The sequence below is a fragment of the Aureimonas sp. Leaf324 genome (assembly GCF_001423245.1).
Lineage (GTDB): Bacteria > Pseudomonadota > Alphaproteobacteria > Rhizobiales > Rhizobiaceae > Aureimonas.
This window is the reverse complement of sequence record NZ_LMOH01000003.1, coordinates 86,384-112,176: the sequence shown is the minus strand read 5'-3', so window position 1 is coordinate 112,176 and position 25,793 is coordinate 86,384. Positions and strand designations below refer to the sequence as shown.

19 protein-coding genes and 1 tRNA gene are annotated in these 25,793 nt (G+C 66.3%); 6 read left to right on the top strand and 14 right to left on the bottom strand.

Annotation, left to right across the window (positions count from 1 at the left end; translation table 11 throughout):
• Positions 1-272: 272 nt before the first annotated feature.
• Together ASF65_RS04485 and pcsA are read right to left on the bottom strand one after the other, a co-directional pair.
• Positions 273-1,238 (bottom strand): quinone oxidoreductase, encoded by a 966-nt coding sequence (locus ASF65_RS04485; RefSeq protein ID WP_244486559.1) that lies wholly within the window; start codon positions 1,236-1,238, stop codon positions 273-275.
• An 8-nt stretch (positions 1,239-1,246) separates the two neighbouring features.
• A complete protein-coding gene (gene pcsA / locus ASF65_RS04480; protein WP_156369163.1) occupies positions 1,247-2,005 on the bottom strand; it encodes a phosphatidylcholine synthase in 759 nt (252 codons plus the stop codon).
• 210 nt (positions 2,006-2,215) lie between these two features.
• Between pcsA and ASF65_RS04475 the strand changes: the two genes are divergently transcribed.
• Both ASF65_RS04475 and hspQ read left to right on the top strand, forming a co-directional pair.
• Positions 2,216-3,439: a UbiH/UbiF family hydroxylase gene (locus tag ASF65_RS04475; RefSeq protein WP_082505171.1), complete on the top strand. Its 1,224-nt coding sequence runs from the start codon at positions 2,216-2,218 to the stop codon at positions 3,437-3,439.
• 9 nt (positions 3,440-3,448) lie between these two features.
• Positions 3,449-3,787 carry a heat shock protein HspQ gene (hspQ, locus tag ASF65_RS04470; protein ID WP_055885738.1) on the top strand — a complete coding sequence of 113 codons (339 nt, stop codon included), beginning with the start codon at positions 3,449-3,451 and terminating at the stop codon, positions 3,785-3,787.
• 70 nt (positions 3,788-3,857) lie between these two features.
• Here hspQ and ASF65_RS04465 read toward each other — a convergent pair whose 3' ends face one another.
• On the bottom strand, positions 3,858-4,403 hold the full coding sequence (locus ASF65_RS04465) for an invasion associated locus B family protein (protein WP_082505174.1): 546 nt from the start codon (positions 4,401-4,403) through the stop codon (positions 3,858-3,860).
• Between the two features lie 271 nt (positions 4,404-4,674).
• Between ASF65_RS04465 and ASF65_RS04460 the strand changes: the two genes are divergently transcribed.
• Positions 4,675-6,537, top strand: coding sequence for an extracellular solute-binding protein (locus ASF65_RS04460; protein ID WP_055885733.1), 1,863 nt, complete (start codon positions 4,675-4,677; stop codon positions 6,535-6,537).
• A 10-nt stretch (positions 6,538-6,547) separates the two neighbouring features.
• Here the strand turns inward: ASF65_RS04460 and mfd are convergent, their stop codons facing one another.
• Together mfd and ASF65_RS04450 are read right to left on the bottom strand one after the other, a co-directional pair.
• Positions 6,548-9,919, bottom strand: a complete 3,372-nt coding sequence (gene mfd, locus ASF65_RS04455; RefSeq protein WP_156369165.1) for a transcription-repair coupling factor — start codon at positions 9,917-9,919, stop codon at positions 6,548-6,550.
• A 137-nt stretch (positions 9,920-10,056) separates the two neighbouring features.
• Positions 10,057-10,353 carry a succinate dehydrogenase assembly factor 2 gene (locus ASF65_RS04450; protein ID WP_055885728.1) on the bottom strand — a complete coding sequence of 99 codons (297 nt, stop codon included), beginning with the start codon at positions 10,351-10,353 and terminating at the stop codon, positions 10,057-10,059.
• A 132-nt stretch (positions 10,354-10,485) separates the two neighbouring features.
• On the opposite strand from ASF65_RS04450, the gene recG reads away from it, so the two are divergent.
• A complete protein-coding gene (gene recG / locus ASF65_RS04445; protein WP_055885726.1) occupies positions 10,486-12,594 on the top strand; it encodes an ATP-dependent DNA helicase RecG in 2,109 nt (702 codons plus the stop codon).
• Positions 12,595-12,597: 3 nt separating this feature from the next.
• On the opposite strand, the gene glmS is transcribed toward recG, so the two are convergent.
• From glmS to ASF65_RS04430, 3 genes are all read right to left on the bottom strand, one after another.
• Positions 12,598-14,424: a glutamine--fructose-6-phosphate transaminase (isomerizing) gene (gene glmS, locus ASF65_RS04440; RefSeq protein ID WP_055885723.1), complete on the bottom strand. Its 1,827-nt coding sequence runs from the start codon at positions 14,422-14,424 to the stop codon at positions 12,598-12,600.
• 91 nt (positions 14,425-14,515) lie between these two features.
• A complete protein-coding gene (glmU, locus tag ASF65_RS04435) occupies positions 14,516-15,868 on the bottom strand; it encodes a bifunctional UDP-N-acetylglucosamine diphosphorylase/glucosamine-1-phosphate N-acetyltransferase GlmU (protein WP_055885721.1) in 1,353 nt (450 codons plus the stop codon).
• A gap of 43 nt (positions 15,869-15,911) precedes the next feature.
• Complete coding sequence (locus ASF65_RS04430; protein WP_156369162.1) at positions 15,912-16,664, bottom strand: cytochrome c biogenesis protein CcdA; 753 nt, start codon at positions 16,662-16,664, stop codon at positions 15,912-15,914.
• A 139-nt stretch (positions 16,665-16,803) separates the two neighbouring features.
• Between ASF65_RS04430 and ASF65_RS04425 the strand changes: the two genes are divergently transcribed.
• Positions 16,804-16,879 (top strand) — tRNA-Lys (locus ASF65_RS04425).
• Positions 16,880-16,920: 41 nt separating this feature from the next.
• On the opposite strand, the gene ASF65_RS04420 is transcribed toward ASF65_RS04425, so the two are convergent.
• Positions 16,921-17,817 (bottom strand): sterol desaturase family protein, encoded by an 897-nt coding sequence (locus ASF65_RS04420; protein WP_082505170.1) that lies wholly within the window; start codon positions 17,815-17,817, stop codon positions 16,921-16,923.
• A gap of 162 nt (positions 17,818-17,979) precedes the next feature.
• Here ASF65_RS04420 and mazG point away from each other — a divergent pair, with 162 nt between their 5' ends.
• The gene (mazG, locus tag ASF65_RS04415) at positions 17,980-18,858 is read left to right on the top strand and encodes a nucleoside triphosphate pyrophosphohydrolase (RefSeq protein ID WP_055885718.1); all 879 of its coding nucleotides are present in this window, start codon (positions 17,980-17,982) and stop codon (positions 18,856-18,858) included.
• A gap of 37 nt (positions 18,859-18,895) precedes the next feature.
• Here the strand turns inward: mazG and hflX are convergent, their stop codons facing one another.
• From hflX to ASF65_RS04390, 5 genes are all read right to left on the bottom strand, one after another.
• On the bottom strand, positions 18,896-20,266 hold the full coding sequence (gene hflX / locus ASF65_RS04410) for a GTPase HflX (RefSeq protein ID WP_055885802.1): 1,371 nt from the start codon (positions 20,264-20,266) through the stop codon (positions 18,896-18,898).
• Between the two features lie 45 nt (positions 20,267-20,311).
• Positions 20,312-20,560, bottom strand: a complete 249-nt coding sequence (gene hfq / locus ASF65_RS04405; RefSeq protein WP_055885716.1) for an RNA chaperone Hfq — start codon at positions 20,558-20,560, stop codon at positions 20,312-20,314.
• Between the two features lie 183 nt (positions 20,561-20,743).
• Positions 20,744-22,120, bottom strand: a complete 1,377-nt coding sequence (trkA, locus tag ASF65_RS04400) for a Trk system potassium transporter TrkA (RefSeq protein WP_055885799.1) — start codon at positions 22,118-22,120, stop codon at positions 20,744-20,746.
• 18 nt (positions 22,121-22,138) lie between these two features.
• Positions 22,139-23,500 carry a sigma-54 dependent transcriptional regulator gene (locus ASF65_RS04395; RefSeq protein ID WP_055885713.1) on the bottom strand — a complete coding sequence of 454 codons (1,362 nt, stop codon included), beginning with the start codon at positions 23,498-23,500 and terminating at the stop codon, positions 22,139-22,141.
• On the bottom strand, positions 23,500-25,731 hold the full coding sequence (locus tag ASF65_RS04390) for a PAS domain-containing sensor histidine kinase (protein ID WP_156369161.1): 2,232 nt from the start codon (positions 25,729-25,731) through the stop codon (positions 23,500-23,502). Before ASF65_RS04390 ends, ASF65_RS04395 begins: the two co-directional genes overlap by 1 nt.
• Between the last annotated feature and the right edge of the window lie 62 nt (positions 25,732-25,793).

Sequence of the window (25,793 nt, the reverse complement as noted above, 5' to 3'; positions counted from 1 at the left end):
AACCATTCCGCAGGAGACGTTTCGCGACGAGTGTCTATATGAGGCCTGACGGACCGGGCCACTCGAAGCCCACCTGCTCGACGAGGCCCAGATTGATCGAAGACCCCCGCCCCCGGCGCTCCGCCCTCTGGCTCCTGATCGGAGCCATCGCCGTCGTCGGCATCGTCGGAAACGTGGCGATCGCGGTTTGGCTTCTGGCCGGCAGCGTCTGACGCAGAACCGCTCTTCCCGGCGTCCTGATCGGCAGGCGTCAGGCTTAAAGCCCCGCAGCGTCAGGCGATGGTGAGGATGGAAATGCCGGTCGTCCGGCGTCCTTCGAGATCCTCGTGCGCCCTCGCGGCCTCGGAAACGGGATAGCGCTGGTCGATGCGGATCTTGACTGCGCCGCTGCGCACGACATCGAACAGGGCGTTGGCGCTCTCCTCAAGTTCAGCGCGGTTGGCCGTGTAGCCGAAGAGGCTCGGCCTCGTGACGTAGAGCGACCCCTTCTGGTTGAGGAGCGCGAGGTCGAAGTTCTCGATCGTTCCCGACGATTGCCCGAAGCTCACGAACAACCCGCGACGCTTCAGGCAGTCGAGGCTCGCCGGATAGGTGTCGCGGCCGACCGAGTCGTAGACCACGTCGCACTTCGCGCCGCCGGTGATCTCGGTGACCCGTTCGACGAAGTTCTCGGTGCGGTAGTTCACGACATGGTCGTAGCCGTGCTCCAGCGCCAGGCGAACCTTGTCGTCGGAACCCGCGGTCCCGATGACGGTCGCGCCGAGATACTTGGCCCATTGGCCGGCGATCAGCCCGACGCCGCCCGCGGCCGCATGGATCAGGATCGTATGCCCCGGCCCGACGGGAAAGGTCCGGCGCAGCAAATATTCAGCCGTCATGCCTTTCAGCATGATTCCTGCGGCCACCTCGTCGCTGATACCGTCCGGAATGCGAACGGCGACGGCCGCCCCGACATTCACTTCCTCCGCGTAGGTGCCGTTGGCACCGCTATAGGCGACGCGATCGCCCTCGGCGAAACCCTCGACGCCACTTCCGACTGCAACGACGACACCCGCCCCTTCCTTGCCTGGCACGAAAGGAAACGACGGCGCCTTGTAGGTCCCATTGCGGAAGTAGACGTCAATGAAATTCAGACCCGCCGCGCTCTGCCGCACGCGAAGCTCGCCCGCCTTTGGCGCCCCGGGATCGTGCGGGCGCCACTGCATGGCGTCCGGCCCCCCGATGGCGTCGATCACCATGGCATGGGTCATGCGTAGGGCTCCTGTTCCGGTGATCGACCGCGCACACGATCGAGAAGCTGGAGAACGGCACCGATGGAGAAGAGGTAGATCGCCGACAGGAGGATGCCGGCGCGGACCCAGACTGGCGAATCGAACGCGTGGAAGAGGGCCAGAATGCCAAAGCCGCACCAAAGGCCGAGCACGGTCAGATTGAGGGCGCGCAGACGCGCGACGCGAACGGGATGCAGGAATTTGATCGGCAGGAACGTCGTGGCCGAGCAGAGGACCACGAAGAGAAACGCCATCCATTCGTTCGGCGTCGCCGCGAACAGGGTGAAGACCACCATGTTCCAGGTGACCGGGAAACCTCGAAAGAAGTTGTCCTTCGTCTTCATGCGCGTGTCGGCATAGTACACGGCGCTGGTGATGACGATCAGCGCCGCGGCGACGAACGACAGCGGCCGTCCGATCATGCCGGACTGGTAGAGCGCGAAGGCCGGGATCAGCACGTAGGTGGAATAGTCGATGATGGCGTCGAGCATGTCGCCCGACCAGTTCGGCAGGCGCCGCTTGATGTCGACGCGCCGCGCGAGCGGACCATCGATCCCATCGACGAACAAGGCGAGGCCTAGCCAGGCGAACATGTCGACCCAGTGCCGCTCCGCCGCCGCGATGATCGCCATGAACGCCCAGAAAGCGCCGCTGGCGGTCAGCAGATGGACGGTGAACGGACGCCACTGCCTGAAATCAAAACCTGCCACGCGCTTCGCTTCTTCCATCGCCATTCACGTCAAGTAACGCAGCCACTCCGCCATTGCCATCCGCGCGGCAGCGCGTATCTCCAGAATGTGTTGAAAGACGCCGCACGCGGCAACACCGGATGATCATGCCGAACGTGATGCCGCGCTCGATCTGGCCGGTTGAGAGACATCGCCGGAGACGCAAGTCGATCAAGGCTTTTCGGCAAGTGGCCGGGAACTTCAGGAGGGCGACGTTTGACCCCATCGCGACACGAGATCGGCATCGTCGGTGGCGGGCTGGCAGGCGCCAGCGCCGCGCTGGCCTTCGCGCGAGCCGGCTTCGACACGGTGCATATTGCCGCACCGCATCGCCACGACGGACGCTCGACGGCTCTGATCGGGCCGTCCGTGCGGTTCCTGGAAACGCTCGGGATCATTCGCGCGCTCGAAGGACGGGCGCAGCCGATGTTCGCCATGCGGCTCGTCGACGACACCGGCCGCCTGTTGCGCGCGGCGCCGGTCGAGTTTCGCGCGGCCGAGATCGACCTGCCCTACTTCGGACTGAACGTCCTCAACAGAGACCTCCTCGACACGGTGACGGAGGAGAGCGAAACGATCGCAACCCGTCTCGTGCGGGTCGAGGAACCCGTCGTGTCCGTCGACCTCGATGACGAGCGCGCGGTCGTCCGAACGGAAAGCGGCCGGACCATTTCGGTTCGCCTTCTCGTCGGCTCGGATGGGCGCCATTCCGTCGTCCGCGAGGCGATGGGGGTGCCGGTTTGGACCTGGTCCTACCCGCAGGTCGCGCTGGTGCTGAATTTCCGTCACCAGCGAGATCACGAGGGCATCTCGACCGAATTCCACACGCCGACCGGACCTTTCACGCAGGTGCCGCTGCCGGGACGACGCTCGTCGCTGGTCTGGGTCGAAACGCCGGACGAGGCGATGCGGCTGAAGGCTCTGCCGGTCGAGCAACTGTCGCGCGAAGTCGAACGACGCCTACACTCGATTCTCGGAGCGGTCGAGGTCGAGGAGCCGATCCAGAGCTTCCCGTTGTCGGGGGCATCGGTATCCCGCCTCTCGGGCCGGCGCTGCGCACTGGTCGGCGAGGCGGCCCATGTCTTTCCGCCGATCGGCGCGCAGGGCCTCAATCTCGGCATACGCGACGTGGAGGCCCTTCTCGCGTCGGCTCTGGAAAACCGCGACGAGCCCGGCGGCGCGGCGATGCTGGCGGCCTATGAGGCACGTCGACGGACCGATGTCGCGACGCGGACGGCAGCCGTCGACCTTCTCAATCGTTCGCTGTTGACCGGCTTTCTCCCGGTTCAGGCAGCGCGCGCACTCGGCCTCGGCGCGCTCGCGTCGGTGCCCGTGCTGCGTCACGCATTGATGCGCGAAGGCGTGGAGCCCGGTTCGGCGCTGGCGGGAATCGCGTCGCGCGTTCGCTCGCTCTTGCCGGGGCAGCGCGCTTCTGGGTAAGGGGCGCTTATGAGCCCCCGCCAATCCAAGACCGCCCGCTTCTCCATCGGACAGATCGTCCGCCACCGGTTCTTCCCGTTCCGGGGCGTGATCTTCGACGTCGACCCCGAATTCGACAACACGGAGGAATGGTACCAGTCCATTCCCGAGGAGATGCGGCCGCGCAAGGACCAGCCGTTCTATCACCTGCTCGCCGAGAACACCGAGACGGAGTACGTCGCCTATGTCTCGGAGCAGAACCTTCTACCGGACAGCGAAGGCGGTCCCGTACGGCATCCCCAGATCGCCGAGATCTTCGATGGCCCCGTGGATGGCGCCTACATCCTGAAGGAGACCAACCTGAACTGAGGTTCTTCGCCGGACATGAAAACGGCGGCCCGAGAGGCCGCCGCTTTCGATCTGGGTTGACGGCCGCGACTTACTGCGCAGCGGTTTCCTTGGCCTTGGTCTGCGCATCCTCGAAGCGCTGGCGGCGTGCTTCGGCCTGGCTCTGCAGCGCCTCGTTCAGCTGCTGCTGGCGCTGGGCAAGCTCGGGCTCGGCGCGCGCCGGGCCGTCGTAGGCGCCGGTGAAGCCCGACAGGGTGATCGTGATCGGGTTGGGCTGGCGCTGGAAGTTCACCGAGGTGACCTTCAGGTTGGTGCCCTTCTTCATCGAGGCGACCACGGCGTCGGACAGCTCGACCTCGGCGATGCAGCGGTCCGGGAAGCAGACCGAGTAGTTCAGCGTCTGCGGCTTGTTGGCGTCGATCTGGAGCTGGACGCCCGCCGGGATCACGCGGCCGGTCGGCACCACGGCCTGCAGGACCTTCTGCTTCACCTTGCCGTTGACGTTGATGAGGTTCACGGCGGTGATCAGCTGACGCGTGTCGGCGATCATCGTGTACTGCGTGTTGCAGATCTCGTTGTCGCCCTGCTTCGAGCAGACCTTGAACCACTCGGCCGGGACCTGCTGGGCCTGGGCCATCGCGCCCGTTGCCGGCACGGCGGCCAGGAGAGCGAGGCCGGCGATCGTGGCGGCGCGCTGGCGGGCGGAAAAGCGGGTTCTCACGGGTTGTGCATCCTTCTTTGGCGGAATGGCTCTGTCCGGTCGGCGCCTTCCATAGCGACCTGTGCGGTCGTCTGCAAATACGGCCGTTTGAAGACCTGCGCGAAGCTTGCGTCGAGCCTGCGGGAGGTAGGCAAGGCTTTGTGCTTTCGGTAGTTTCCCGCTCGAAATGGATGGAGTGCCCGCGACCATGATCTTCGGCCGAATGGCTTCGAACCGCCGTCTCCGGCTGATTTCCGCAGCCCTGTGTTTTATCGCGCTCGGCTGCTCCGTGCGCGAGGCGGCAGCCGAGCCGCGCCATGCCATCGCCATGCAGGGCGAGCCGAAACTGCCGGATGGGTTCGACCACTTCCCCTATGCCGATCCATCGGCGCCGAAGGGCGGACGAATGGTCTACGGCGTCTTCGGCGATTTCGACAATCTCAACCCGGTCAGCGTCCGCAGCGCCCTGACGACGGCGCGAGGCATCTTCGGCGACCAGGAGTTCGGCAACCTCGTCTACGAGCCGCTGATGCAGCGCTCGATGGATGAGGCGTTCACGCTCTACCCGCTGATCGCAAAAACCGTCGAGACCGATGACGAGCGGACCTTCGTCGAGTTTCAGCTCGATCCCGCGGCCCGCTTCTCCGACGGACGCCGGATCCGCCCGCAAGACGTGATCGCGACCGCCGATCTCCTGAAGGTCCAGGGCAGCGTCCGGCCGCAATACTCCAACTGGCTTTCGAAGGTCGCGAAGGTGGAGCTCGCCGGACCGAACGGGGTCCGCTTCACCTTCAACGAGAAGGCCGACCGCGAACTGCCGCTCCTCCTCGCTGGCCTGCCGGTACTGCCTGCGGACGCGTTCGACGCGACGACCATCACCCAGACGACGACGAAGCCGCCGATCGGCTCGGGCCCCTACCTCGTTGACCGCGTCGAGCCGGGTCAACGTATCACCTACCGCCGCAACCCCGATTACTGGGCGAAGGACCTCGCGACCAAGCGCGGGCTCGACAACTACGACGAGATCGTCGTCGAGTACTATCGCGACCAGAACGCCCAGTTCGAGGCGTTCAAGAAGGGCCTGTCGTCGGTCTATCTCTACCAGCAGCCGAACCCGCGACACTGGCGTACGGCCTACAATTTCCCGGCCGTGGCCGAGGGGAAGGTCATCAAGGACGTCTTCCCGAACGGCCGTCCCGCGAACTTGAACGCCTTCTTTTTCAATGCCCGGCGTCCGATCTTCGCCGACCCGCAGGTGAGACGCGCGCTCGGCATGGTGTTCGACTTCGAGTGGGCGAACGCCAACCTCTTCTACGACGCCTATACGCGCATGAGCGGCTATTTCGACAACTCCGAGCTTTCCAGCATCGGACGGCCGGCCGACGCGCTGGAGCGCGAGTTGCTGGCGCCCTACGCGAGCCGCATCGATCCCGCCGTAATGGACGGCCGTTTCCGCCAGCCGGTCGCCGACGGCACGGGCGCCGACCGCACGGTGCTGCGCGAGGCGTTCGATCTCCTCCAGTCGCGCGGCTATCGTCTTGAGGGAACCCGCATGGTGACGCCGGACGGCGCGCCGGTGGCGTTCGAGATTCTCGTCCAGTCGACCGACCAGCAGCGGATTTCGCTCGCCTGGGCGCGCACCCTGTCGCGCATCGGCGTGTCAGCGACCGTCCGGCAGGTGGACGACGCGCAGTACCAAAAGCGCAAGCAGAGCTTCGACTACGATGTCCTGATCTCGGCCTTCTCGGGCACGCTGTCGCCCGGCGCCGAGCAGATCAACCGCTGGGGCTCGGCGGCGGAGGATCGGCCGGGCTCGTTCAACTACGCCGGCGTCGCCGATCCGGCGATAGACGCGCTGATCGCCAAGATGGTCGCGGCACGCTCGCGCGAGGACTTCGTCTCCTCGGTGCGGGCCTACGACCGGATGCTGATTTCCGGCTTCTACGTCGTGCCGCTCTACTACGTGCCGGAGCAATGGATGGCGCGGTGGTCGAACGTGCACCATCCCGACGTCACGCCGCTGACCGGCTACTATCTGCCGGCGTTCTGGATCGCCGAAGAGAAGAGTTGAAGGCGGCGGCTCACGCCGCCTTCTTGAGCGTCTCGTCGGCGAAGCGGGCAAGCTGCGTGGCGACGGACGCCGCGCCGTTCAACCGCTGCTCCGGCTTCGACCAGTCCCGCATCAGGACGATGGATTGGTCGGGACGGATCTTCGCCGAGACCCCCTGCTCCGAGATGTAGCGCACCAGAGCGGCCGGGTTGGAGAAGCTCTTGTCGCGGAAGTGGATGACGATGCCCTTCGGCCCCGCGTCCAGCTTCTCGATGTTGGCGCGCCGGCATAGCGCCTTGATGAAGACGACCTTCAGAAGGTGCTCGACCTCGACCGGCATCGGCCCGAAGCGATCGATGAGTTCGGCACCGAACGCATCGATCTCGCGCGCCTCCGTCAGGTCCGCCAGACGCCGGTAGAGCGTCATGCGAAGCTGGAGGTCCGGGACGTAGCCCTCTGGAATCATGACGGCCGTGCCGAGCGTGATCTGCGGCGACCACGACCCGTCGTTCTCGACCTCGACCCCCTTCATTTCGGCGACCGCCTCTTCCAGCATCTGCTGGTAGAGTTCGAAACCGACTTCCTTGATGTGGCCGCTCTGCTCGTCGCCGAGCAGGTTGCCGGCCCCGCGCTGGTCGAGATCGTGGCTGGCGAGCTGGAAGCCGGCACCCAGCGTATCGAGCGACTGCAGCACCTTCAGCCGCCGGTCGGCACCTGCCGTCGGCGTCTTGTTGGCCGGGATCGTCATCAACGCATAAGCGCGCTGCTTCGATCGACCCACACGCCCACGCAGCTGATAGAGCTGAGCCAAACCGAACATGTCGGCCCGGTGGACGATCATCGTGTTGGCGGAAGGGATGTCGAGGCCCGACTCGACGATCGTCGTCGAGAGCAGCACGTCGTACTGCCCCTCGTAGAAGGCGTTCATGATGTCGTCGAGCTCGCCGGACGGCATCTGCCCGTGAGCGATCGCAACCTTCAGCTCCGGCACCTGCTCGTCGAGAAACTCCTTGATGCCCGCAAGGTCCGCCAGACGCGGCGCGACGTAGAAGCTCTGGCCGCCGCGATAGCGCTCGCGCAGCAGCGTCTCGCGCACCACCAGCGGGTCGAACGGGGCGATGAAGGTGCGAACGGCCATGCGGTCGACCGGCGCCGTCGTGATCAGCGAGAGTTCCCGCACGCCCGTCAGCGCCAATTGCAGCGTGCGCGGGATCGGCGTCGCCGAGAGCGTCAGGACGTGGATGTCGGACTTCAGCTCCTTCAGCCGCTCCTTGTGCTTGACGCCGAAGTGCTGCTCCTCGTCGATGATGAGGAGGCCGAGCTGCTTGAAGTCGACCGCCTTGCCGAGAAGGGCGTGGGTGCCGACGACGATATCGATCTGCCCTTCCTTCAGGCCCTTCTTCGTCTCGTTGAGCTCCTTCGTCGTCACCAGCCGCGAGGCCTGCGCGAGGTTCAGCGGCAGGCCGCGGAAGCGCTCGGAGAAGGTCTTGAAGTGCTGGCGCGCCAGAAGCGTCGTCGGCACGACGACGGCGACCTGCAGCCCGTTCATCGCGGCGATGAAGGCAGCCCGCAGCGCGACCTCCGTCTTGCCGAAGCCGACATCGCCGCAGACCAGCCGGTCCATCGGCTTGCCGGCCGACAGGTCGTCGGCCACCGCGTCGATCGCGTTCTGCTGGTCCTCGGTTTCCTCGTAGGGGAAGCGCGCCTGGAACTCGCCCCACAGCCCTTCCGGCGGAACGAGCTTCGGCGCGCCGCGCATCTCGCGCTCGGCGGCGATGCGGATGAGACCGCCCGCCATGTCGAGAAGGCGCTTCTTGAGCTTCGCCTTGCGCGCCTGCCAGGCACCGCCGCCGAGCTTGTCGAGGACCGCATCGGACCCTTCGCCGCCATAGCGCGACAGAAGCTCGATGTTCTCGACCGGCAGGAACAGCCTGTCGTCGTTGGAGTAGCGCAGTTCCAGGCAGTCGTGCGGCGCGCCCGCCGCCTCGATCTTGCGAAGACCGACGAAGCGACCGATGCCGTGGTCAACGTGCACGACGATGTCGCCTTCGTCGAGACCTGTCGCTTCCGAGATGAAGTCCGCGCCACGCTTTCTCTTGCGCCCGCGCCGGACGAGACGATCGCCGAGAATGTCCTGCTCGCCGACGACGGCGATCCGATCGGTCTCGAAGCCCGCCTCGATGCCGAGGACCGCCGTCGCGATGATGTTCTTGCCGACTTCAAGAGCGCGTGCGTAGCTCTCGACCGGCTTGATGTTGCCGAGCCCGTGTTCCTCGACGACCTGCGTCAGTCGCTCGCGCGACCCCTCGGACCATGCGGCGAGGATGACCTGCTTGCCGGCGGCGCGCAGGCGCGAGATGTGGTCGACCGCGACCTTGAAGACGTTGACGTCCTCGGCCTGCCGTTCGGCCGCGAAATTGCGTCCGCGGTGGACGTCGAGATTGACGACCTCTGCCTGGAAGCCCGCGTCGGTGATGGCGTAGGCCGACAGGCGCACGGGATCGGCGCCGGCGATCCGGCCGTTCAGTTCGTCGTCGGTGAGGTAGAGTTCCTGCGGACCCAGCGGATTGTAAGGGACCGACCCTGCGCTCGCCTCGGCGATGCCACGGCGGCGCGCCTCGTAATAGTCGAGGATCAGCTTTCGCCGTTCGCCGATCGCCTCCACCACAAGATGGTCGAGAACCATCGGAAATCCGTCGACATAGTCGAACAGCGTCTCGACGCTCTCGTAGAAGAGCGGTAGCCAGTGCTCCATGCCGCTGAACCGTCGGCCGTCGCTGATCGACGTGTAGAGCGCATCGTCGCGCGAAGGCGCGCCGAACCGCCGGACATAGTTAGTGCGGAAGCGCGAGATGGTCTCTTCCGTCAGCGTCACCTCGGAGACCGGAGCCAACTCGAAGCTCTTGCGCTGGCCGGTCGTACGCTGGCTGGCCGGATCGAAGCTGCGGATCGACTCCAGCGTGTCGCCGAAGAAATCGAGGCGAAGCGGCTCGTCGTCGCCGGGCGCGAACAGATCGAGGATGCCGCCGCGCACCGCGAAGTCGCCGCGCTCGCGCACTGTCGTCTGCCGCTCGAACCCGCCGCGCTGCAGAACGCGCACGATGTGGTCCATCGAGATGCGCCCGCTGGCCTTGGCCGAGATCGTCTCGTCCTGCAGGACCTGGAGCGGCGGCATCTTCTGGAGGAGCGCGTTGGCGCTGGTCAGGATGATGGCGCGGTGCGGATCCCGCCGCAGGGCACCGATCGCCGACATCGCCGACAGGCGACGCGCTGCGGCCTCGGACGACGGGCCGACGCGATCGTAGGGCAGACAGTCCCAGGCCGGCAGCGTCAGCACGGGAAGGTCTGGCGCGACGAAGCGCAGCGCGTCTTCCAGCTCACCCATCCGGTTGCCGTCGCGCATCACGAAGACGATGGGCTTTGAGCCGCCACGGTGGCGCGCGATCTCGGCCAGCAGGAACGGCTCGTAACCGTCCAGCACATTGCCGATGCGCAGGCCGCCGCCCTTCTTCAGCTGCTTCTGAAGGATCGCCGCCGAACTCACGCCTGCGCCTCGTCGTTCAGTTCGTAATACGATCGGATACGGCGGAAGACCGGCGTATCGTAGTTCGCCGGCGTGTCGGACGAGCCGGTCAGCCACGAGAAGAGATCGCGGTCGGGCGCTTCCATCAGGTGCTCGAACACGCCGAGCTCCTCGTCGTCGAGCTTGTCGATCTCGGCATCGGCGAAACGGCCGAGCACCAGATCCATTTCGCGCGTGCCCCGATGCCAGGACCGGAACAGCGCCTTGCGGCGGCGCGGGTCGAGGTCGGAAGAGGATCGCGTCGTGCCGGTCATCGCATCAGCCCGTCTTGTGAACACAGATCGGGCCGGACGCCTGTCGCACCCTTCCCGCTGCGACCCGATATAGGCGCCGGAGCGGGCGGTGTCAGCCTATGCGAGCGGGAGAACAGACGATAAACACCGCCCATGCGTCCTGCCGAACTCGATCCGCTCTTTGCCTCGGTCGCCACCGTGCCCGGTGTCGGACCCAAACTGTCGAAGCTCCTCGACGGGCTCGTCTCGCCGCCGGGAGCGCAGGACGGCGCCAAGGTGCGCGACCTCCTGTTCCACCTGCCAAGCGGCGTCATCGATCGTCGCCGGCGCGAGACCATCCGAGACGCGCCGGACGGCACGCTGGTGACGCTCGAGGTGCGGATCGACCGCTACCAGTTCCCCTCGCGCGAGGCGCGCAACCATCCGACGCGCGTCATCGCCTTCGACGCGACGGACGAGATCGCCCTCACCTATTTCCGCGCCCAGCCTCAGTGGCTGGAGAAGCTTCTGCCGCTCGGGGAGACGCTGCTCGTCTCGGGCAAGGTCGAGCGCTTCAACGGGCGCGCCTCGATGGTGCATCCCGACTTCGTCGGGCGGGCGGAGGATGCGGCCTCCCTGCCCTTGGTCGAGCCGGTCTACCCGCTCACTGCAGGTCTGTCGGGCAAGGTGCTGCGCCGGAGCGTCGACAGCGCGCTGGAGCGGCTGCCGTCGCTGCCCGAATGGATCGAGCCCGGTGTCTTCGCTCGCGAGAGGTTTCCGGGGTTCGCCGAAGCGCTGACGCAACTCCACCGCCCGGCCGATCCGAGCGACCTTCAACCCGATAAGCCGGCTTACAGACGCTTGGCCTACGATGAACTTCTCGCCAGCCAGATGGCTCTGGCGCTCGCCCGCGAACGGGCACGGCGCAAGCCCGGCCGCTCTCTCGGCGAAAACGGTGCGGTTCGGGCCAAGGCGGAAGCGGCACTTCCGTTCGCCCTGACCGACGGCCAGCGGCAGGTGCTCGGCGAAATCCATGCCGACATGGCCAAGCCCGTTCGCATGCTCCGCCTGCTGCAGGGTGACGTCGGCGCCGGCAAGACGGTCGTCGCGCTGCTCGCCATGGCAGCAGCCAAGGAGTCCGGCGCGCAGTCCGCGCTTCTCGCGCCCACCGAAATCCTTGCGCGTCAGCATTTCGCCGGCCTCGCCCGCTTTTGCGAGGCGGCCGGCCTGTCGATCGTGCTCCTGACGGGTCGCGACAACGGGCGCGTGCGCACGGCCAAGCTGAACGCGATCGCCAACGGCGAGGCCGATATCGTCGTCGGCACGCACGCTCTGTTCCAGGACGATGTCGCGTACCACGATCTCGGGCTAGTGGTGGTGGACGAGCAGCACCGCTTCGGCGTCCACCAGCGCCTCAGCCTGACGCGAAAGGGCCGCGCGCCGGACCTACTCGTCATGACCGCCACCCCCATCCCCCGCACGCTCGTGCTCGCCGCCTTCGGCGACATGGACGTGTCGCGCCTCCACGGGAAACCGGCCGGCCGCAAGCCGATCACCACGGTCGCCATCCCGTTCGAGCGTCTGGATGAGATCGTGTCGCGCGCCCGGCAGGCGATCGAGGAGGGCGACAAGCTCTACTGGGTCTGCCCGCTGATCGAGGAGAGCGACAAGAGCGAACTCACGGCGGCCGAAGAGCGCGCCGAGGTCCTGCGCCAGTTCTTCGGAGACCGGGTGGGCCTCGTTCATGGCCGGATGAACGCCGAGGAGAAGGACCGGGTGATGGCGGACTTCAAGTCCGGCGCAACGCGCATCGTCGTCGCGACGACGGTCATCGAGGTCGGCGTCGACGTTCCCGACGCCTCGATCATCGTCATCGAACACGCCGAGCGCTTCGGCCTGTCGCAGCTCCACCAGTTGCGTGGCCGAGTGGGGCGCGGCGACAAGGCGTCGTCCTGCGTGCTTCTCTACAAGGCGCCGCTCGGCGAAACGGCCAAGGCGCGTCTCGCCGTCATGCGCGAGAGCAACGATGGCTTCCGCATCGCGGAGGAAGACCTGCGCCTGCGCGGCGAAGGCGACCTTCTCGGCACCCGCCAGTCGGGCGTCCAGAGCTTTCGCATCGCCCGGCTCGAGGAGCACGCCGATCTGCTTGAGATCGCACGCGACGACGCGCGGCTGCTTCTCGCGACCGACAAGGAGCTCGCCTCGCCCCGCGGCCAGGCGATCCGCAACCTCCTCTACCTCTTCGGCAAGGACGATGCGATCCGCCTTTTGCGCGCGGGGTGAGCGCTACTCGACGGTGACGGACTTGGCGAGATTGCGCGGCTGATCGACGTCCGTCCCCATCTGCACGGCCGTGTGGTAGGCGAGAAGCTGAAGCGGCACGCTGTAGACGATCGGCGTCAGGATCTCCGGCATCTCGGGCAGCAGGATCGTGTGAGCGTTGACGCCTTTGCCGGCGTCCGCTCCGCGCTCGTCGGTGAAGAGGATGATCCGCCCGCCGCGCGCGGCGACCTCCTGCATGTTCGACACCGTCTTTTCGAAGACGCGGTCGTGGGGCGCCACGACGATCACCGGCATCGTCTCGTCGATCAACGCGATCGGACCATGCTTCAGCTCACCCGCCGCATAACCTTCGGCGTGAATGTAGCTGATTTCCTTGAGCTTCAGCGCACCCTCCATCGCTAGCGGGAAGGAGAAGCCCCGGCCGAGGAACAGCGCATGGCGATAGGTCGCCATCTCGCGCGCCAGCGCCTCGATTTCCTGCTCGACGTGGAGCGCGGCGTTGACCATGCGCGGCGCCTCCGCCAGCGCCTGCGTCAGTTCTGCTTCCTGCTCGGCGGACAGCACGCCGCGCTGAACGCCTGCGCGAACCGACAGGGCAGCCAGCGCGGTCAGCTGGCAGGTGAAGGCCTTGGTCGAAGCGACGCCGATCTCCGGGCCGGCGAGCGTCGGCAGCGCGGCGTCGGCCTCGCGCGCGATCGTCGACCCTTGCACGTTGACGATCGCCGCCGTCTTCAGCCCTTCGCCCTTGGCATAACGCAGCGAGGCCAGCGTATCGGCCGTTTCGCCGGACTGCGAGACGAAGAGCGACAGGTCGACGTCGCCAAGCGGGCTTTCGCGGTAGCGGAACTCGGAGGCCACATCGAGGTCGCAGGCGATCCGCCCGTAGCGCTCGAAATAGTATCGGCCGACCATGCCGGCATAAAAGCCGGTGCCGCAGGCGGAAATGGCCATCCGGCGGACGTCGGTGAAGTCGAGCTCGGCGCCGGCGGGTATGCGCGTGCGCCCCGTCGTCATGTCGACGAAGGCTCCGAGCGTATGCCCGATCACCTCGGGCTGCTCGTAGATTTCCTTCTGCATGAAATGGCGATGATTGCCCTTGTCGACATAGTGCTGCTTGCCGACCGATCGGCGTCGCGGGCGCTCCACCGGGCGGTTGTCGGCGTCGAAGACCTGGGCGCCCTCGCGGCCGATGACGGCCCAGTCGCCGTCCTCGAGATAGCTCACCTCGTCGGTGAAGGGCGAAAGCGCGATGGCGTCCGAGCCGAGGAACATCTCGCCCTCGCCGTAGCCGATCGCGAGCGGCGGCCCCGAGCGGGCGGCCATGACGGTGGACGGATCGTCCTCGAACATCACGGCGAGCGCATAGGCGCCGGTGATGGACTTCAGAAGCCTTTCCATCGCCTCGCGGCGACCCGCGCCCTCGCGGCGGTAGCGCGCCAGGAGATGGGCGACGACCTCCGTGTCGGTCTGGCTGGCGAAATGCGCCCCATCCGCCTGAAGGTCGCGCTTCAGCTCGGCGAAGTTCTCGATGATGCCGTTGTGGACGACGGCGACACCGTCGGCGAAATGCGGATGAGCGTTGGGCTCGTTGGGCACGCCATGCGTCGCCCAACGGGTGTGGCCGATGCCGATGGTGCCGCCGAGCGGCTCGTCGGCCAATCGAGCCTCGAGATTGCGCAACTTGCCTTCGGCGCGTCGCCGGTCGAGCCGGCCGCCGTCGAGAGTGGCGACGCCGGCCGAATCGTAGCCCCGGTATTCCAGCCGCTTCAGCGCCTCGACGAGGCGCTGCGCCACCGGCTCCCGACTGACGATCCCGATGATGCCGCACATAGCAAAAGCCCTCGCTTCGATCCGCCCCGAGCCCTAGCACGGCCGGGCCAAGTGGCACGTTAACGTGCCAGTGAAACCCCGATCCGGAAAGTCAGGACCGACCAGCCTTGCGAGCCGCGTTGCGCGCGTTGATCTCGGCGCCGCGACCAGCCTTCGTCACCTGCCGGCCGCGACCGATGGCCAGTGCCTCGTCCGGCACGTCCTCCGTGACCACGCTGCCCGACCCCACATAGGCGCCGTCGCCGATCACGAGAGGCGCCACCAGCGACGAGTTCGAGCCGATGAACGCGTCCGCGCCGATCGCGGTGCGGTATTTGTTGAAGCCGTCGTAGTTGCAGGTGATCGTGCCGGCGCCGATGTTCGAACGCGGACCGACGGACGCGTCGCCGAGATAGGTCAGGTGGTTCACCTTCGCGCCGGCCGCGAGCTTGGTGTTCTTGGTCTCGACGAAGTTGCCGACGCGCGCCTTGGTCTCGATCTCCGTGCCCGGCCGCAGGCGCGCGAACGGTCCGACCGAGACATCCGCGCCGATCCGTGCCCCTTCGACATGCGAGAAGGCATGGATCACCGTGCCGGCGGCGATCGAGACGCCCGGGCCGAAGACGACGTTCGGCTCCACGACGACATCGGCCTCGATCTGCGTATCCGCCGAAAAGAACACCGTGTGCGGCGCGACCAGCGTGACGCCGGCCGCCATCATCTCGGCGCGGCGTCGTTCCTGAAAGAGGTGTTCGATCCGGGCGAGATCGGCGCGGGTGTTGACGCCGAGCGTCTCGATCTCATCGGCCAGCACCACGCGAACGCCGAGGCCATCGGCCCGCGCGATCTCGACGACGTCGGTCAGATAGAATTCGCCCTTGGCATTCGCGTTGCCGACGCGCTCCAGGAGCGAGAGCGCGTGGCGGCCGTCGAGCGCCATCACGCCGCTGTTGCACAGCCGCACGCGCCGCTCTTCGGCGCTCGCATCCTTGTCCTCGCGGATGGCGAGAAGCTGCCCGCCGTCGAGTAGGAGACGCCCGTAGCCGGTCGGGTCGGCGGCCTCGAAACCGACGACGCAAACGGCGGCACCATCGGCGAGCTGGATGCGCGCGCGGCGCAGCGTCTCCGCCGACAGGAGCGGCGTGTCGCCGAAGAGGACGAGAATGTCGTCGTAGCCTTCCGCGATTGCCGCGCGCGCCGCGAGCACCGCATGGGCGGTGCCGAGACGCTCCGTCTGCTCGAAGCTCTCAGCTGGATGGCCGAGCGCCTGCCCCAAGGCTGTGACAGCCTCTGCGTCGCGTCCGACGACGAGCGCCACGGCGTCGGATCCCGCTTCCGCTGCGCTCGCCAGCACATGGGCGACCAGTGCCCGCCCGGCGACCTCGTGCAGGACCTTGGTCCGGCGCGACTTCATGCGGGTGCCCTCGCCAGCCGCCAGGACCACGGAAAGACAGGTTCTCGTCATCGATCGTTCTCCGGCCGGCCGAAGGGGGCCGACGTCGATTGGGTCAGCCGATTCGCTGAAAAGCGGGGAAGGTTTCGAGAAGCCAGAAGGCCATGGCCTGCATGCCCCCGGTCAGAAACAGGATGCCGGTGAGGACGAGGAGACCGCCCATCACCTTTTCGACGGTACCGAGATGGGACCGGAACCCCTGCAGCGCGCGCAGGAACGTGCCCGAGAAGACTGCTGCGAGAAGGAACGGGATGCCGAGCCCCAGCGAATAGACGGCCAGCAGCCCCGCACCGCTGCCGACGGTCTGCGTCGAGCCCGCGACCCCGAGGATCGCGCCGAGGACGGGCCCGATGCAGGGTGTCCAGCCGAAGGCGAAGGCAAGGCCCATCGCATAGGCGCCCAGAAGGCTCCCGCGCTCCGAAGGCGCCTGAAAACGCGCCTCGCGCGACAGGAAGGCGATGCGGAAGACGCCGAGGAAATTCAGGCCCATCGCGATGATCGCGAGCCCGGCCACGAAGCTCAACCAGTCGAGGTTGGTGCGCAGCAGATAGCCGATCGAACTCGCTCCGGCACCGAGCGCCACGAACACGGTCGAGAAGCCGAGGACGAAGAGGACCGCCGCCGCGACGATCCGTCCCTGCCCTCGCACGGACGCGCGCGACGTCTGCCGCAGATCGTCCACCGAGACGCCCGCCATGTAGCAGAGATACGGCGGCACGAGTGGCAGGACGCAGGGAGACAGGAACGACAGGGCGCCTGCCACGAGCGCGGCCGAGAATGTCGGATCGGGAAGCAAGGTCGTCGGCACTCGTCTCGTGTTGCGGCGGCGATTTGTCCTGTCCTATCGTAGCGGCGAAATGCGGGCAAATGCGGGTTCGGCCGGTTGACCCGCCGGGTCCACCTTTCTATGGTCCGCCAGCTTTCAGCCGCGATCTCGCATCGCGAGCGAGCGCGTAGCTCAGTTGGTAGAGCAACGGACTTTTAATCTGTAGGTCCTGGGTTCGAGTCCCAGCGCGCTCACCATTCCCCTCTCGGAAACATAGTCGCAGTCGACCACGCGTTCGTCACGCCGCATCGACGCCGGCGGCGGGCGCTGCCGAAGCCCGCGCCTCGGCCCGGCGCAGCGGCGCACGCTTTTTCCAGCGCTTGTAGGACGAACGCTTCAGCGGATGCGTCAGCTGGCCGAACGCGCCGGGCGCCATCGTGTCGGTCACGCCGAGCGGCGCGTCGCAGGGACCGGGAACGCGGTGGGTCCCGAACCAGACGTCGAAGAGCGAAAAGACGGTGGCGTAGTTCGTGTGGAACGCCTGCCGATCGAGCGCATGATGCCATCGGTGCATCGCCGGCGAGACGAAGATGCGTCCGAGCGGCCCGTAGGTCCACGGGAGATCGGCATGGACGAAATGCCCGTAGTAGTGTCGCACGAGCGCGTTGGCGACGACCGCATAGGGCGGGAAGCCCAGCATGGTGAGGAACGCGCCGTCGATGACCGTCGTCGTCACGCGATTGATCGGATGGAAACGCGACAGCGTCGTCCATGTCATTTCCGTATCGCTGTGGTGGACGGCATGAGAGGGCCAGAGCAGCCAGGAATGCTCCAGTCGATGACGCCAGTATCCGATGAAATCGCCGCAAAAGACGGCTAGGAACGCGACGACGAACGGCAGGCCGATCGCATCCCAGGCTCTGGCCGGAACGAGTTGCAGGCCATGGTTCGGTGCGAAATCGTGAAACCACACGACGAAGAAGGCCAAGAGCGGGCCGATCGTCAGCGCATCGAACAGATGGATGACGAGGTTGGTGCCCATTTCCGGACTGGCGCGAAATGCGTCCGCGACGGCTCTCCGCCGCTTGACCGCGAGGGATATCGCGGCGAACGCGAGCGTCGGCGGGATCAGGACGATCATCGAATCGAGAATGGCCGACGTGGCGGCGTCGATGAGATAACGTAAGGTGTCCATCAGCGTGCCCCGACAGCTTCGAACCTGCGCGCCAAGATGCGCTCGCGAGATTGCGGACTTGCTAAAGTGCCGTCGCCGGCCGCTCGATGGCCGAAGGCTTGGCTTGCTACACGAAGTGGTTCAGGAACAGGTCGTCATCGCTTCGCAACCCGGTACGTCCCCATGCAGCCTTCCCGCGACATCGCCCGGCTCGTCGAGATCATGGCGGCCCTCAGACAACCGGAGACGGGTTGCCCGTGGGATGTCGAGCAGACTTTCGATTCGATCATCCCCTACACGATCGAGGAAACCTACGAGGTCGTCGACGCGATCGAACGCCGAGATGCGCATGACCTGCGTGAAGAGCTCGGCGACCTTCTGCTTCAGGTCGTCTACTACGCACAGATGGCCGGCGAGCTTGGTCTCTTCACCTTCGAGGACGTGGTCGAGGGCATCACCGCGAAGATGATCCGGCGCCACCCGCATGTCTTCGGCGACGCCGAAGCCCGCTCCGCGCGGTCGGCCAAGGGTCAGTGGGAACGGATCAAGATGGAAGAGAAGCGAGAGCGGCGCGAAGCCCGGGAGAGGGCTCGTGCGGCGGCCGCGGCCGAGGGCGCGTCCGGCGAGTGGACGTCGAGCCGGGACGAGGCAGGCAGCGGTCTGCTTGATTCCGTGCCCGGCGCCCTGCCCGCCCTGACGCTCTCGCGCAAGATCCAGGAGAAGGCGGCAACCGTCGGTTTCGACTGGACGAAGCCCGAGCCGATCCTCGCCAAGCTGCGGGAGGAGACCGACGAGTTCGAGGCGGTGGCGCGGTCGGAAGATCGCGACGCGCAGGAGGCCGAACTCGGCGACATCCTCTTCACCGTGGTCAATCTCGCGCGCCGCTACGAGATCGATCCCGACGCCGCGCTGCGCCGCACGACCGTGAAATTCCGATCGCGGTTTGCCGCGATGGAAGTGCAGGCGGCGACCGAAGGCCGGACGCTCGCCGGCATGAGTCTCGACGATCAGGAAGCCCTCTGGCAGCGCGCCAAGGGCGTAGAAAACCGCTCGCTACGATGAAGGCGGGAGGCGCCAGGCGCTCTCCCGCCCGCGCCTGTCAGTCGTCGACCTCTTCCAGCGCCGGCAAACCCTCGATCTGCATGGTGGGATGCCGGTGCTTGAGCCGAAGAAGGTCGGAGCGCGCCGCCCGTGTCAGGTCGATGGACAACTGGACGCTGCCGTCCTCGAGATCCTCGCGCTCGCGCACGACGCTATTGTCGTAGACCCAAGGCAGGATGCCGAGGGCATCGGCCGGCACCGTCAGCGACACCGGCTCGGCAAGGCCCGCGATCCGCCCTTCGATATCGGCCAGGAGCGCCGGCACGTTCTCACCGGTCAGCGCCGAGACGATGTGGACCGCCTGCCCCCGCGGATGCGAAGCGGCCGAGAGTTCCACTTGCGCGCGCGCCTGCTCGTCCAGTCGGTCGGCCTTGTTCCAGACCTCGATGACGTGTTCCGGGTCGTCCGCGTCGATCTCGAGATCGGCGAGGATCTTGCGCACGTCCGCCGCCTGCGCCGCCGTGTCCGGGTTGGCGATGTCGCGCACGTGCAGCACGATGTCGGCCTCGACCACCTCCTCCAACGTGGCGCGGAAGGCGGCGACGAGGTGCGTGGGCAGGTCGGAAATGAAGCCGACCGTATCGGAGAAGATGACCTCGGTGCCGTGCGGCAGGTTGATCCGACGCAGGGTCGGATCGAGCGTCGCGAACAGAAGATCCTTCGCCAGGACCTCCGCGCCCGTGACCTTGTTGAACAGCGTCGACTTGCCGGCATTGGTGTAGCCGACGAGCGCGACGATCGGGTGCGGCGCCTTCTTGCGCTTGGCTCGGTGCAGGGAGCGCGTGCGGCGAACCTGATCCAGCTCCTTCTCCAGGCGCTTGATCTTCTCCTGCAGCTGACGCCTGTCGGACTCGATCTGCGTTTCACCGGGACCGCCGAGGAAGCCCGCACCGCCGCGCTGACGCTCAAGGTGGGTCCACGAGCGGACCAGACGGCCGCGCTGGTAGTTGAGATGGGCGAGTTCGACCTGAAGCCGGCCCTCCTTCGTGCGTGCGCGACGCCCGAAGATCTCGAGGATCAGGCCGGTCCGATCGAGAACCTTGGCATTCAGCTCTTTTTCGAGGTTGCGCTGCTGCACGGGCGTCAGCGGGTGATCGACGATGACGAGGCCGATCTTCTCGGCCGCAATCAGCCCGGCGAGTTCCTCGACCTTGCCCGAGCCGATCAATGTCGCAGGCTGGATTTTCGAGACCGGAATGATGCCGCGAGCGACCACGTCGAGTTCGATCGCGAGCGCCAGACCTTCCGCCTCGACCAGCCGCTCCTCGTCTCCGCGCCGGACGGCCTCCGACACGTCGTCGGCCGGATTGCGCTGGCGGACGACCGGCACGAAGACTGCGGCGCGCGTGGGAACGCGCTCGTGCTCGATCGGCGTACGGGGCTCGTGCTCGTGTTCTTCGGTATATTCGGTCAATCAGACCTTCCTGTCCTCGTCCCCGCCGTCGTTCATGTTGACGGGCTGGGACGGCATGATCGTGGAAATGGCGTGCTTGTAGACGAGCTGCGAATGGCCGTCGCGACGCAGGAGCACGCAGAAATTGTCAAACGAGGTCACGACCCCGGTCAGCTTGACCCCGTTCACGAGGAAGATCGTCAGCGAGATCTTCTGCTTGCGGACGGTGTTGAGAAAGAGATCCTGAAGGTTCTGCGCACGTTCGGCCATCGGGCTGTCCTGTTCTTGTTCTTGCCGTGCCCGCGCCACCAAGGCGCGAACGGACGGAAATCGCGGTCCACGAGGACGCGCCGCCGCCGAAGGTTGTCCTTCAGCGGGACGACGCGTTCAATACGGCTTGATCGTTCGGGTGAACCAAGCCGGAGATAGGTATCGCGGCGTTGCATCGCCACATCAGAAGAACTCGAGGCTGACGCGAAAAAACTGTTCCACCTGTCGCACGGTGTCGGATCGCACGAACAGCACGACCCGATCCTTCGGCCGGATGCGCGTCTGTCCCGTCGGACGGATGAAGACGCCGTTGCGGGTGATCGCACCGATTCGCATGCCGTCGGGGATATCGAGGTCGCGCAGCGGCTGCCCGACCAGCGGAGACGTCTCGAGCGCCTCGGCCTCGATCGCCTCGGCCATGCCGTTCTGGACCGAGTGAACGGCCCGGATGCGGCCCCGTCGGACGTGCTGGAGAATACGCGAGGTCGTCACCGATCGCGGATTCAGCACCGCATCGATGCCGAGGTGCTTGGCGAGATCCTGAAAGGTCGGACTGTTGATGAGGGCGAGATTCGACTTGGCCCCGAGCCGTTTGGCCATCGCCGAGCTCAGCACGTTGATCTGGTCGTCATTGGTCAGCGACACCATGAGGTCGGCGTCGCCGATCTCCGCCTCGCGCAGGATCGCAGGATCAAGCGCGCTGCCTTGAAGGACGATCGTGCGCTTCAGCTTGTCCGCGACGTTCAGCGCCCGCCCTGCATCCGCTTCGACGAGGCGCAGGCGCGACGCGAGATTGCGGCTCTCCATCTCCATCGCGACCGTCATGCCGACATTGCCGCCACCGGCGATGACGATCCGGCCGACCTCCGGCTCCTCGTGGCCGAAGATCGTCAGCGTCCGTCGAACCTGGGACTGCTCGACGATGACGTAGGCGAGATCACCCGCGTAAAGCATGTCGACAGCGTTGGGGATGAAGATCGCCCCGTCGCGTAGAATGCCGACCACGGTCGCACCGAGATCGGGGAAGAGTTCGGACAGCTGGCCGAGCGGCGTGCCCAGCACCGGACAATCCTCGCCGCATTCGATGGCGATGAGTGAGATCGCCCCTTCCGAAAACCGCACCGTGTCGACCGCGCCCGGCAGGGCGATACGCCGTAGGACCATCTGCGCGACCTCGACCTCGGGCGAGATCACGACGTCGATCGGCATGTGATCGGTCGAGAACAGGTCCTGCCAGTGCGGCTGGAGATAGGCCTGGCTACGGATGCGCGCGATCTTCGTCGGCACGTTGAATAGCGAATGGGCCACCTGGCAGGCGACCATATTCACCTCGTCGTGCAGCGTCACGGCGATCAGCATGTCGGCTTCCGCCGCGCCGGCCTCGGCCAGCGTATCGGGAAAGGCGCCATGGCCGACGATACCCTTGGCGTCGAGGTTTTCGCGGATATTGGCGATCAAGGTCTGCGAGGTGTCGATCACCGACACGTCGTTCTTCTCCGCCGAGAGACTTTCGGCGATGCCGTAGCCCACCTGACCGGCACCGCAGATCACGATCTTCATGGGCATGGCCGGCGCCGCCTAGATGCCGAGAGACTTCAGCTTCCGATGCAGCGCGGAGCGCTCCATGCCGACGAATTCGGCCGTGCGAGAGATGTTGCCGCCGAAGCGGTTGATCTGGGCGACGAGATATTCCTTCTCGAAGACCTCGCGCGCGTCCCGCAGCGGCAGCGCGAGAATGCGCCCGTCCGACTGGCTCGGCGTGCGCGGCAGCATGTCGCTGACCTCGTGCGGCAGCATGTCCGCCGAGATCGCCTCGGCGCCGTCCTGCCGCGACAGGATCATCAGCCGCTCGATGTTGTTGCGAAGTTGCCGGATGTTGCCCGGCCAGTCGCTCGACTGGAGAACCGCCAGCGCCTCGGCGCTCAGCGCCTTCGGGCGGATGCCCGTCTGCTCGCCGATCTGCTTCATGAAGGCATCGATCAGGATCGGAATGTCCGAGCGCCGGTCCGCCAGCGGCGGCACGGAAATCGGCACGACCGCGAGACGGTGGAACAGATCCTCGCGGAACGAGCCTTCCGCCATCAGCGATTCGAGGTTCTGCGACGTCGAGGAGATGATGCGCACGTCGACCTTGACGCGCTTGGCGCCGCCGACGCGCTCGAACGTCTGTTCGGTGAGGACGCGCAGAATCTTGTTCTGCGTCTCGCGCGGCATGTCGCCGACCTCGTCGAGATAGAGGACGCCGCCATGCGCCTCTTCCAGCGCGCCGACCTTGCGCTCCATGCCGGGCGGCGTCTCGGTGCCGAAGAGTTCGACCTCCATGCGATCCGGCGTGATGGCGGCCGCGTTCAGCGCGATGAACGGACCCTTGGCGCGCGCGGAGGCCGCGTGGATCGCGCGCGCGACCATCTCCTTGCCGGAGCCGGAGGGCCCGAGGATCATGACGCGGCTGTTGGTCGGCGCGACGCGCTCGATCGTGGCGCGAAGCTGGTTCATCGGGTGCGACTTGCCGAGAAGGTCCGGCGAGTCGCTCGAGCGGCGTTTCAGCTCCGACACCTCGCGCTTGAGCTTCGATGTCTCCAAAGCACGCTCGGCGATCAGGACCAGGCGATCGGCCTTGAACGGCTTCTCGATGTAGTCGTAGGCACCGCGCCGGATGGCCGAGACGGCGGTCTCGATGTTGCCGTGGCCGGAGATCATGACGACCGGAACTTCCGGGTGCTGGGCACGGATCGCGTCGAGGACGTCCAGCCCGTCGAGACGGCTGCCCTGCAACCAGATGTCGAGGAAGATCAGGCGGGGCACGCGGTCGGCGATCGCCTGCAGCGCTGCGTCCGAGTTGCTCGCCATGCGCGTCTCGTAGCCCTCGTCGTCGAGAAGGCCGGCGACGAGCTCGCGGATGTCGGCTTCGTCGTCAACGATGAGGATATCCGCTGCCATCAGTGTTCACCGTGTTCTTCTGAGTTCGTCGTCGGGGCGGTCTGGGATGTGTCGTCTGCCGGAAGGCGGATGCGGACCAGCGCGCCGTGGTCGAAGCCCGGCGCATCGTCGAGCGCGATCGTGCCACCGTGCTCCTCCACGATCTTTCGCACGATCGCGAGACCAAGCCCCGTCCCCTTTTCGCGGGTCGTCATATAGGGCTCGAGCAGGCGATCGCGATCCTCCTTGGGGAAGCCGAGACCATTATCTTCGATCTCGACGACGTTCATGCCGTCGCTTTGGAATGCGCGGACGATGATGCGGCCCGCATGGTTCTCCATCGGCTCCATTGCCTCGACCGCGTTCTTCACGAGGTTGCCGAAGGCCTGCGACAGGAGACGAAGGTCGTAGGAACCCATCAGCGGCTTGTCGCCGAACTCGCCCTCGATCGTGATACCCTGCGCGGCGAGCTCTCGCATGAAGACGGCCTCCCGCAGCGCCTCGCGCAGGTCCCGATCTTCCAGAGTCGGCTTGGGCATGCGCGCGAACTGCGAGAATTCGTCGACCATGCGCCCGATGTCGGCGACCTGCCGGATGATGGTATCGACGCATCGGTCGAAGATTTCGCGGTCGGTCTCGATGAACTTGCCGTAGCGGCGACGGATGCGCTCGGCCGATAGCTGGATCGGCGTCAGCGGGTTCTTGATCTCGTGCGCGATGCGACGCGCGACGTCGGCCCAGGCTGAGGAGCGCTGGGCATCGACGAGATCCGTGATGTCGTCGATGGTCACCACGCTCGCGCTGACGCCGGCCTCCTCCTCCTCCGAGGTCACTCGCACGTCGAGCGTCCGCTCACGGTCGCGCACCCGCTGCTTGATCTGCTCCTGATGCTCGCGGCGGCGCGAATGGCGGGCCGCGGCATAGACCTCGTTGAGGGCCGGCAGCACCTCCTCCAGCGGCCGCCCGACCACGTCGGCGCCGCGGATCGACAGGATATGCTCGGCGGACGGGTTCAGCATCGAGATCTCGCCGCGCCGGTCGACACCCATGACGCCCGCCGTGACGCCCGACAGCACGGCCTCGGTAAAGCGGCGCCGCTCATCGATCACGTCCTTCGCGTTGACGAGTTCGTGCCGCTGGCTGCGAAGCTGGCGGATCATGTTGTTGAACGTGTTGGAAAGGGAGCCGACGTCGCCATCCGACACGCGCACCGGCACCGAGACGCCGAGATTGCCCTCGCTGACCTCGTCGGCCGCCGAGATGAGAAGACGGATCGGCCGCACCAGACGGTCGGCCACGCCGATGCCGGTCCAGATGGCAGACAGGAGCACGATCAGTGTGATGCCGAGATAGAGAAGCGCAAACGCGATCTGAAGTCCGAAGCGGTTGTCGGCAAGGCTCGAATATTCCGCCGTGCGCTCGCGCATCAGACGCAGCGCGCCGATGACCTCGGGGTCCACGACCCGGATCGTGTAGAGGTAGACGTCGCCGAACTCGCGCAGGCGCATCACCGCACCGACGAGGTTCGTCACGCCCGGAGGAATGAAGACGAGATTTCCTTCGGCCGCCTGCTGCAGGGCATCGACCGGCGGCACCGGCAGCGGACGCTCGACGGGAATATCGGCCCGCAGGAACGGAGAGCCATCGGCATTGAGAAGCTGCGCCCCAAGCAGCGAGCGCCCCCTCGCCTGCTCCGTCAAGAGATCCTGAAAACCCGTCCGGTCGAGACTGAAGAGCTGACGCTGACCTCGCAGTTCCTGAGCCATCGACAGGGTCGAGCTTTGGAGGTTCCGCGCGTTCTCGTTGACGTAGGCTTCGGCGACGTTGATCGACGAGTCGATGATGGTTCGGGTCCGGATCTCGAACCAGCGGTCGAGACCGAGATCGAGCGTGATGCCGGCTACGATCGCCACAAGTAGAGCGGGCAGCGCGGCAACGATCGAGAAGAGAAGCACGATGCGAACGTGAAGGCGCGATGCAGCCTTCCCGTGGCGCCGGGCTTTCGTCATCCGCACGACCTCGCGTGCGATCAGGACGCACAGGAGCAGGACAAAGACGCCATTGACGAGCGTCGCGGTCTTCACCACCGCCCCGGTCGGCGCGATCGGTGTCAGGCCCATCAGCACGACGAAGGAGATCGCACCCGTCACCAAAGCGCCGATCACCGCTAGGATGCCCGGTACGAGCATGAACCGCCGGCGTTCGCCGAGTGCGGGAATCTCCCCGTCCATCATGGTCGTCTGCGCTGCCATCAGCCACCCGTGATCAGATCACGTGGCACTCTTGCAACGCAATGTGTCTAGAATGCAACGAG

Coding starts and splice junctions, on each gene's coding strand:
- ASF65_RS04485 (WP_244486559.1), bottom strand. CDS start 1,238: ATGGTGATCGACGCCATCGGGGGGCCGGACGCCATGCAGTGGCGCCCG.
- pcsA (WP_156369163.1), bottom strand. CDS start 2,005: ATGGCGATGGAAGAAGCGAAGCGCGTGGCAGGTTTTGATTTCAGGCAG.
- hspQ (WP_055885738.1), top strand. CDS start 3,449: ATGAGCCCCCGCCAATCCAAGACCGCCCGCTTCTCCATCGGACAGATC.
- ASF65_RS04465 (WP_082505174.1), bottom strand. CDS start 4,403: ATGGCCCAGGCCCAGCAGGTCCCGGCCGAGTGGTTCAAGGTCTGCTCG.
- ASF65_RS04460 (WP_055885733.1), top strand. CDS start 4,675: ATGATCTTCGGCCGAATGGCTTCGAACCGCCGTCTCCGGCTGATTTCC.
- mfd (WP_156369165.1), bottom strand. CDS start 9,919: ATGCGCGACGGCAACCGGATGGGTGAGCTGGAAGACGCGCTGCGCTTC.
- ASF65_RS04450 (WP_055885728.1), bottom strand. CDS start 10,353: ATGACCGGCACGACGCGATCCTCTTCCGACCTCGACCCGCGCCGCCGC.
- recG (WP_055885726.1), top strand. CDS start 10,486: ATGCGTCCTGCCGAACTCGATCCGCTCTTTGCCTCGGTCGCCACCGTG.
- glmS (WP_055885723.1), bottom strand. CDS start 14,424: ATGTGCGGCATCATCGGGATCGTCAGTCGGGAGCCGGTGGCGCAGCGC.
- glmU (WP_055885721.1), bottom strand. CDS start 15,868: ATGACGAGAACCTGTCTTTCCGTGGTCCTGGCGGCTGGCGAGGGCACC.
- ASF65_RS04420 (WP_082505170.1), bottom strand. CDS start 17,817: ATGGACACCTTACGTTATCTCATCGACGCCGCCACGTCGGCCATTCTC.
- mazG (WP_055885718.1), top strand. CDS start 17,980: ATGCAGCCTTCCCGCGACATCGCCCGGCTCGTCGAGATCATGGCGGCC.
- hfq (WP_055885716.1), bottom strand. CDS start 20,560: ATGGCCGAACGTGCGCAGAACCTTCAGGATCTCTTTCTCAACACCGTC.
- trkA (WP_055885799.1), bottom strand. CDS start 22,120: ATGAAGATCGTGATCTGCGGTGCCGGTCAGGTGGGCTACGGCATCGCC.
- ASF65_RS04395 (WP_055885713.1), bottom strand. CDS start 23,500: ATGGCAGCGGATATCCTCATCGTTGACGACGAAGCCGACATCCGCGAG.
- ASF65_RS04390 (WP_156369161.1), bottom strand. CDS start 25,731: ATGGCAGCGCAGACGACCATGATGGACGGGGAGATTCCCGCACTCGGC.